Genomic DNA, 6542 nt, shown 5'->3' on the forward strand with positions numbered 1-6542 from the left:
CGGAGGGCGTAAGGCGAGCCGGCGGCACGCCGCGGGAGTTCTGCACCATCACCGTTACGGATGGCCTGGCCATGGGCCATGAGGGCATGCGTTCGTCCCTGGTCAGCCGCGAGGTGATCGCCGACTCGGTGGAATTGACCATGCGCGGCCACGCCTATGACGCGCTGGTCGGCGTCGCCGGCTGCGACAAGAGCCTGCCGGGGATGATGATGGCGATGCTGCGCCTGAATGTGCCCTCGGCCTTCATCTATGGCGGCTCGATCCTGCCGGGGAACTGGCAAGGGCGCGAGGTGACGGTGCAGGACGTCTTTGAAGGCGTCGGCAAGCATTCCGCCGGTGAGATGAGCCTGGAAGATCTCTGCGACCTGGAACAGCATGCCTGTCCTGGCGACGGCGCCTGCGGTGGTCAGTACACAGCCAACACCATGGCCTGTGTTTCCGAGGCGATCGGGCTGGCCTTGCCGCTCTCCTCGGCGCTACCGGCGGCCTATCTGGATCGCGACCAGTACGCCATCGCATCGGGCGAGGCCGTCATGGCGCTGCTTGAGCGGAATCTGCGCCCGCGGGACATCTGCACCCGTGAGGCGTTCGAGAACGCGGCTGTCGTGATCGCGGCCACGGGCGGCTCCACCAACGGCGGCCTGCACCTGCCGGCCATGGCGCATGAGGCGGGCATCAGCTTCACCCTGCGCGATGTGTGCGAGATCATGAAGCGCACCCCTTATCTCGCTGATCTGATGCCGGGCGGGCGCTACCCTGCCAAGAAGATGGGGGAGGCGGGTGGCGTGCCGATGCTGCTGCGCACCCTGCTGGACGCCGGATTGATCCACGGGGATTGCATCACGGTGACCGGCAAGACCATCAGGGAAAACCTCGAGGGCGTGGTCTGGCGCGAGGACCAGGACGTGATCCGTCCAGTCTCCAACCCGCTTTCGCCGACAGGTGGGGTTGTCGGTCTCTGGGGCTCGCTGGCCCCCGATGGCGCCATCGTCAAGGTGGCGGGGTCGAACCACACCAAGCATCGCGGCCCCGCGCGGGTGTTCGACGGCGAGGAAGCCGCATTCGCCGCCGTACAGGCCCGCGACTACAAGGAGAACGACGTCCTGGTGATCCGCTACGAGGGGCCCAAGGGCGGCCCGGGCATGCGTGAGATGCTGTCGACTACGGCGGCAATCTTCGGTCAGGGCATCAGCGACAAGGTAGCGCTGATCACCGATGGTCGCTTCTCCGGCGCTACGCGCGGCCTCTGCATTGGCCATGTGGGTCCGGAGGCGGCCGACGGCGGCCCGATCGGGCTGGTCAAGGATGGGGACATCATCTCGATTGACGCCGACGCCGGCACGATTGACCTGGAGGTCGATCCGATCGAGCTGGAGAACCGCGCCCGCCAACTGGCGAAGGAAGAGCCGCGGCGCACGATCTACACGTCCGGCGCCTTGTGGAAGTTCGCAAGGACGGTGGGGCCGGCTCACCTGGGCGCGGTCACGCACCCGGGCGGTGCGGGCGAGGGCCACATGTACGCGGACATCTGATGAAGACCCTGGGCCTGATCGGCGGGATCAGCGCAGAGAGCACCACTGTCTACTACCAGCAGCTGAACCGGCGTGTCCGCGAACGGCTGGGTGGATTGCATTCGGCTGAGCTGATCCTGTGGTCGGTGGATTTCGCCCCGATTGCGGCGCTGCAGGCCGTTGAGGACTGGACGGAGACCGGCAGGATTCTGGCCGAAGCGGCTCGAAAACTGGAGGCGGCCGGGGCGGGGGCGATCATCATTTGCGCCAACACCATGCACATCAACGCCCCTCAGGTTGAGGCCGCTGTGGCGATTCCCCTGATCCATATCGCTGACGCCACGGCGGCGGCCCTCTCGGCGAAGGGCGTCTCCCGGCCCTTGTTGCTCGCCACCCGGTTCACGATGGAGAAGCCGTTTTACCGGGATCGCCTGGAGCGGGCAGGGTTCTCTGTGCTGACGCCGAACGCGGGTGACCGGGAGCGCCTGCATGCCATCATCTACGACGAGCTTTGCCAGGGTGTGATTCTGGCCGACTCCCGCGTCGCCGTGACGGACATCATCGAGCGGGGGCTGGCGAACGGGGCTGACAGCATCATCTTCGGCTGCACCGAGATCGGATTGTTGCTGGATGCGGACGCCATGCCTGCGCCAACGGTCGACACAGCGCTGGCGCATGTTGAGGCCGCGTTAGACTTCGCGCTGGGCTAACCCAATGCCGCCACCCCGAACAGCATGGGATGCGCCAGCATCAGGATCGCCCAGACCGCCACGCCAAGCGCGATCCGCCACAGGCCGATCTCGGCGAGCTTGAGAGACTGGCGTCCGTTCAGAACCGCAGCGAAGGGTACGTTGGAGGTCTGGGCCATGAAGGCCTCGTAGGATTCGCCCAGCGCCCGCTTGCGTTTGGCGTCGATGCTGGAGGTTCCGGTCACGGCCAGCACCAGCAGGGTCCCGAAGAGCACGATGCTGGCCCGGTCGCCGTTCACCAGCAGGTGCCCCAAAGCCCAGATCGCCACGCCCCACAGAAACGGATGGCGGGTGATTCGCAGCATGCCTTGCACCACATCCGGGCGATCCAGGGCGCCTTCCTGCTGCACACCGGTGGGGTTGGCGGTGGCCAACCCCGGAACGATCAGCAGCATGGCCAAAAGTTGGGTCAAAAGCTGAATATGTCGGGTGGCCGCGTTGATACCCCAGTGTGCCGTGTTCCAGACCTCGCCCCGCGCGCCAGCATAGGCGAAGCCCAGCCAGACCAGGCCTGCCACCGACGCCAGCGAGAACAGCCCCATGTAGGCGTTCTGGCCGATACGTCCGACGACGGCGTCCCTTAGCCGGGTTCCGGAGACACCCAGGTGGATCAGCAGGAAGAAAGCAGCGGCGGCAACAAGGCTGGTCATGGGTTGGGTCCTCCGTTAACGACTCTGACAGCGTAATTTACATCGTCAAGTTATAGCGCGGGGATCGCCATCGTCCGGATCGTCCCAGGGCGGCTCATCCTCCTCCCGGTCGTCACGCTCAACCGGCGGCAAGGGGCGCACCGCGACCGGCGAGGTCGTTGGCCGGACCGGGATTGTCGTCGGCGCAGCGGGAGCCCGGGCGACCGGCCGGCGCAGCAAGGCCTCCATTCGCGCCATCCAGCGATTGGCCTCTTCCAGGGCCTCGTCTGCGTGACGTCGACCTCTGACGTCGTCGTCGCCCGGCTGCCAGAGGTCCAGGGAGAAGTCCGGGTGAGCCGGATCGTCGAAAACGAAGCGCAGCCGGACACCCTCGGTCGGCGCGGCAAGATGATCCAGCGGTCGCCTTGTCTCGCCCCGAAAGGTGCGCGCCGCGACTTGTCGATCAACGATCAGGTCCACGCCCATCAATTCATCGAGGCTGTAGTCCAGCCGCCAGGCGCCGCGGTCCCATACGACCACAACGCGGTTTGATGGCAGGTCGAACCCGATACCCACACCGCGTCCGCGCACGATCAGGTATGGTTCTGGCGGGCGGCCAAGGGCGTTGGTGAGCGTGCGGCGGATCCGGCGGGTCTCGTCGAGGAACCAGAGCATACCCGTTCCGGCCAGCGTCAAAGCACCGCCTACAAGGGCCAGAAGGGTCAGAAGCCGGGCTGCCTCGTCCATCGCAGAAGCCTACGCCGGTTCGACCGAGTCGTCGAAATCACGCATCGAGTTCAACGACCAGCGGCACGTGATCCGATGGTTTTTCCCAGGAGCGCACATCCCGGTGGATTGATACGCCGGTCAGGAGATCTGCGGCCTGGGGCGACAACAGGGCGTGATCGATGCGGATGCCGTTGTTCCGTTGCCAGGCGCCGGCCTGATAGTCCCAGAAGGTATAGGCGCCCGGTGCGCCGTCCGCTTGCATGAAGGCTTCGGTAAGGCCCAGATTCTTCAGCGCCCGGAAGGCGGCTCGGCTCTCGGGCTGAAACAGCGCGTCGCCGGCCCAGTTGTCGGGAAACTCCGCGTCACGTCGCTCCGGGATCACGTTGTAGTCGCCGGTCAGGACAAACGGTTCTTCCCACGTCAGCAGTTCGCGGGCGTGCGCATTCAGGCGCGCCATCCAGCCCAGTTTGTAATCGAACTTCGGGGTGGACACTGGATTGCCGTTGGGAAGGTAGAGGCAACCCACCCGAACCGGGCGTGGGCCGGAGACCACGGCCTCAATGTAACGCGCCTGTTCGTCAGTATCATCGCCGGGCAGGCCTCGCCGCACGTCCTCGAGCGGAGTCTTCGAAATCAGGGCGACACCATTGTAGGTCTTCTGACCGTGGACGGCGACATTATATCCCAGCCTTTCAAAGGCTTCCGTTGGGAATTTCTCGTCGACGCACTTGATCTCCTGGAGGCAGGCCACGTCTGGCTTTGCTTCCTCGAACCAGCGCAAAACCGTCTCGATGCGGGCGTTGACCGAGTTCACATTCCAGGTGGCGATACGCATTGACGTCTCCGGTTCCGCGACAGAGGCTAAAGGGGTGGGGCAGCCGCCTCAAGGCCATGGGTGGTGCGCGCGCGCGAAATGAAGTTACCGGCTCTGTCCTTGTTGTTGGCCTTGTTGGCTTCGCCTGCGGTGGCGGAGACCTGCGCGCCAGCCAAACTCATGAAAATCGTCACGCGTTCGGTCGGGCCCGACGTGACACCCGGCAGCTTCCGGGCGGCGCCCGTTACGCTCTACCGGCAAGGCTCGCGTTTCCTGCGCAACGAAGAGCCTGCGGATCCAGCCGGAGGCATGCATGTCCTCGCAATTGTCGCCTCGCCAGACGTCTGGATCGTCAATCGCCTGGACAGGACCGGTCGCCACATGCTGGACCCCGGCCCCACCTATGAAGCCAAGGCGCCGATCGTGGCCGGGCAGGGGGTGCCCCAGGCCTTCACCGAGCTGGAGTTCGGCTGCGAGGCGCGCTTCGCCCGCGGCCGGGCCCGTGAAGCCGGGGTGCGCGACGTTGCAGGGCGTCCTGCGCGGATTCATGCCCTGCAGGAGGGCGACCGGCGGCTGGAGATTCTCCTGTACGAGACAGGAACGCCGGCCGAGGTGGCCTATTTTCAGGGGACAACGGCGGTCCTGACGATCGTTTACGATGCCTATGAGGTCGCCTTGCCGGACAATCCGGGCCTGTTCGCGAAACCTGAGGGTTACGCAATCTCCGAGGCTCCGTCCCGATAAGGTTCGCCCTGCTGCTGATGGGCTTTCGCTGCCCGCGCGGCAGGTCGTCTCCCAACCGCCCGCCACACCTCGACCCGTCCTATGCGCGCTGGTCGCGTTGACCCGCATGGTGGTGGGCGAGGCGTCTCTAACTGGCGACCGATTGGGCGGAGTCAGGAGACGAGGTGCTAGAGCACCCCCAGCATCTCCGCGACCAACGGATGGCGCACGATGTCGCGGTCCTTCAGGCGGACGACAGCGATGTTGCTGACGGACTCAAGTTTGTCAGCCACGGGGCCGAGTCCGGAGAAGGTCGGCAGCAGGTCGGACTGGTCGGGGTCTCCGGTGACCACCATGGTTGAGTGCCAGCCGAGGCGCGTAAGCAGCATCTTGAGCTGCACATAGGTGCAGTTCTGGGCCTCGTCGATCACCACAAAGGCGTTGTTCAGGGTGCGTCCGCGCATGAAGCCGACGGGGGCGATCTCGATGGCGCCTTCGGTCATCAGGGCGCGCACACGCTTCATGGACAGGCGATCCGACAGGGCGTCGTAGAGCGGGCGCAGATAGGGCGCGAGTTTGTCTTCTGCGTCGCCCGGCAGGAAGCCGATGGATTCGCCGGCCTCGACGGCCGGACGCGACAGCACGATGCGGCCCACCTTGCCGGCTTCCAGCGCCTCAACGGCCTTGGCGATGGCGAGATAGGTCTTGCCGGTGCCTGCGGGGCCCAGGGCGAGCACCAGATTCTTGGCATCCACGGCGTCGATCAGCGCCTGTTGTCCAACGGACTTGGCCTTGATCGTTTTCAGATAGCCCTGCTCGCGATCGTCGTTGTGATGATTGAGGGGCGACCAGGCCCGTTCGACGGGCAGGCGGCGGATCTTGTCATCACCCTCGAACTGTCCGGCGTCGAACGCGCCTTCGCGCAGCTGTCGCTTCAGGGCTCGCTTGGTCATAAAAAGCCTCCGTGGGGGCAAGAAAAAAGGGCGTCCCGTGAATGGGAGCGCCCTTGGACAAATGGGTGAATGCGGCGTTGGCGGCGGAGGAGTCGACCGAGGGGGTGGCCTGGCGGCTCACCGTTTCGTGCGCTTGCGGGCGGGAGCGCCCTTGAGAGCAACAGACCTGGCGTCATACACCCCGTCCAACGCGAGAACACGGGAGCCGAAACCCCCGCGGTCGTTCCAAAGGACTTTGGCACTTTCGAATCGCACCGTTAGATTGACCTTAGCTTGGTTTATGAGTCGTTAAACAGCCGTCAGCGGCAAGAAATGGAGCGGGGCAGTGAGCGTCTATTCCTTGGGCAATGTGACACCTGAGCTACCGAATGATGACGAATACTGGATTGCGCCCAATGCTGCGGTGATGGGGCGGGTGATCCTTAAGAAGAACG

At 65.1% G+C, this 6542-nt stretch carries 8 protein-coding genes; 3 read left to right on the forward strand and 5 right to left on the reverse strand.

Going from position 1 to position 6542, the window contains the following annotated elements; genetic code table 11:
• The coding region (gene ilvD / locus ACIQ42_RS14225) for a dihydroxy-acid dehydratase (protein WP_397422922.1) at positions 1-1532 on the forward strand (1532 nt) is incomplete at its 5' end.
• Positions 1532-2221 carry an aspartate/glutamate racemase family protein gene (locus tag ACIQ42_RS14230; protein WP_397422923.1) on the forward strand — a complete coding sequence of 230 codons (690 nt, stop codon included), beginning with the start codon at positions 1532-1534 and terminating at the stop codon, positions 2219-2221. The genes ilvD and ACIQ42_RS14230, both read left to right, overlap by 1 nt.
• On the opposite strand, the gene ACIQ42_RS14235 is transcribed toward ACIQ42_RS14230, so the two are convergent.
• The 4 genes from ACIQ42_RS14235 to ACIQ42_RS14250 are packed head-to-tail and all read right to left on the reverse strand — an operon-like array spanning position 2218 to position 4614.
• Positions 2218-2910 (reverse strand): NnrU family protein, encoded by a 693-nt coding sequence (locus ACIQ42_RS14235; RefSeq protein WP_397422924.1) that lies wholly within the window; start codon positions 2908-2910, stop codon positions 2218-2220. The genes ACIQ42_RS14230 and ACIQ42_RS14235 overlap by 4 nt on opposite strands.
• 45 nt (positions 2911-2955) lie before the next feature.
• Complete coding sequence (locus ACIQ42_RS14240) at positions 2956-3636, reverse strand: hypothetical protein (RefSeq protein ID WP_397422925.1); 681 nt, start codon at positions 3634-3636, stop codon at positions 2956-2958.
• A gap of 37 nt (positions 3637-3673) precedes the next feature.
• On the reverse strand, positions 3674-4453 hold the full coding sequence (gene xth / locus ACIQ42_RS14245) for an exodeoxyribonuclease III (protein ID WP_397422926.1): 780 nt from the start codon (positions 4451-4453) through the stop codon (positions 3674-3676).
• 26 nt (positions 4454-4479) lie between these two features.
• Positions 4480-4614 (reverse strand): hypothetical protein, encoded by a 135-nt coding sequence (locus ACIQ42_RS14250; RefSeq protein ID WP_397422927.1) that lies wholly within the window; start codon positions 4612-4614, stop codon positions 4480-4482.
• On the opposite strand from ACIQ42_RS14250, the gene ACIQ42_RS14255 reads away from it, so the two are divergent.
• Positions 4613-5176: a hypothetical protein gene (locus tag ACIQ42_RS14255; protein ID WP_397422928.1), complete on the forward strand. Its 564-nt coding sequence runs from the start codon at positions 4613-4615 to the stop codon at positions 5174-5176. The two genes, ACIQ42_RS14250 and ACIQ42_RS14255, sit on opposite strands and share 2 nt — an antisense overlap.
• 167 nt (positions 5177-5343) lie before the next feature.
• Here ACIQ42_RS14255 and ACIQ42_RS14260 read toward each other — a convergent pair whose 3' ends face one another.
• Positions 5344-6108, reverse strand: a complete 765-nt coding sequence (locus tag ACIQ42_RS14260; RefSeq protein ID WP_397422929.1) for a PhoH family protein — start codon at positions 6106-6108, stop codon at positions 5344-5346.
• Positions 6109-6542: the final 434 nt, after the last annotated feature.

Source organism: Phenylobacterium sp., assembly GCF_044372605.1.
GTDB lineage: Bacteria > Pseudomonadota > Alphaproteobacteria > Caulobacterales > Caulobacteraceae > Phenylobacterium.

Excerpts from the sequence above, each read along its gene's own strand:
- ACIQ42_RS14230 (WP_397422923.1), top strand. The coding sequence starts at position 1,532 with ATGAAGACCCTGGGCCTGATCGGCGGGATCAGCGCAGAGAGCACCACT.
- ACIQ42_RS14235 (WP_397422924.1), bottom strand. The coding sequence starts at position 2,910 with ATGACCAGCCTTGTTGCCGCCGCTGCTTTCTTCCTGCTGATCCACCTG.
- ACIQ42_RS14240 (WP_397422925.1), bottom strand. The coding sequence starts at position 3,636 with ATGGACGAGGCAGCCCGGCTTCTGACCCTTCTGGCCCTTGTAGGCGGT.
- xth (WP_397422926.1), bottom strand. The coding sequence starts at position 4,453 with ATGCGTATCGCCACCTGGAATGTGAACTCGGTCAACGCCCGCATCGAG.
- ACIQ42_RS14255 (WP_397422928.1), top strand. The coding sequence starts at position 4,613 with ATGAAAATCGTCACGCGTTCGGTCGGGCCCGACGTGACACCCGGCAGC.
- ACIQ42_RS14250 (WP_397422927.1), bottom strand. The coding sequence starts at position 4,614 with ATGAGTTTGGCTGGCGCGCAGGTCTCCGCCACCGCAGGCGAAGCCAAC.
- ACIQ42_RS14260 (WP_397422929.1), bottom strand. The coding sequence starts at position 6,108 with ATGACCAAGCGAGCCCTGAAGCGACAGCTGCGCGAAGGCGCGTTCGAC.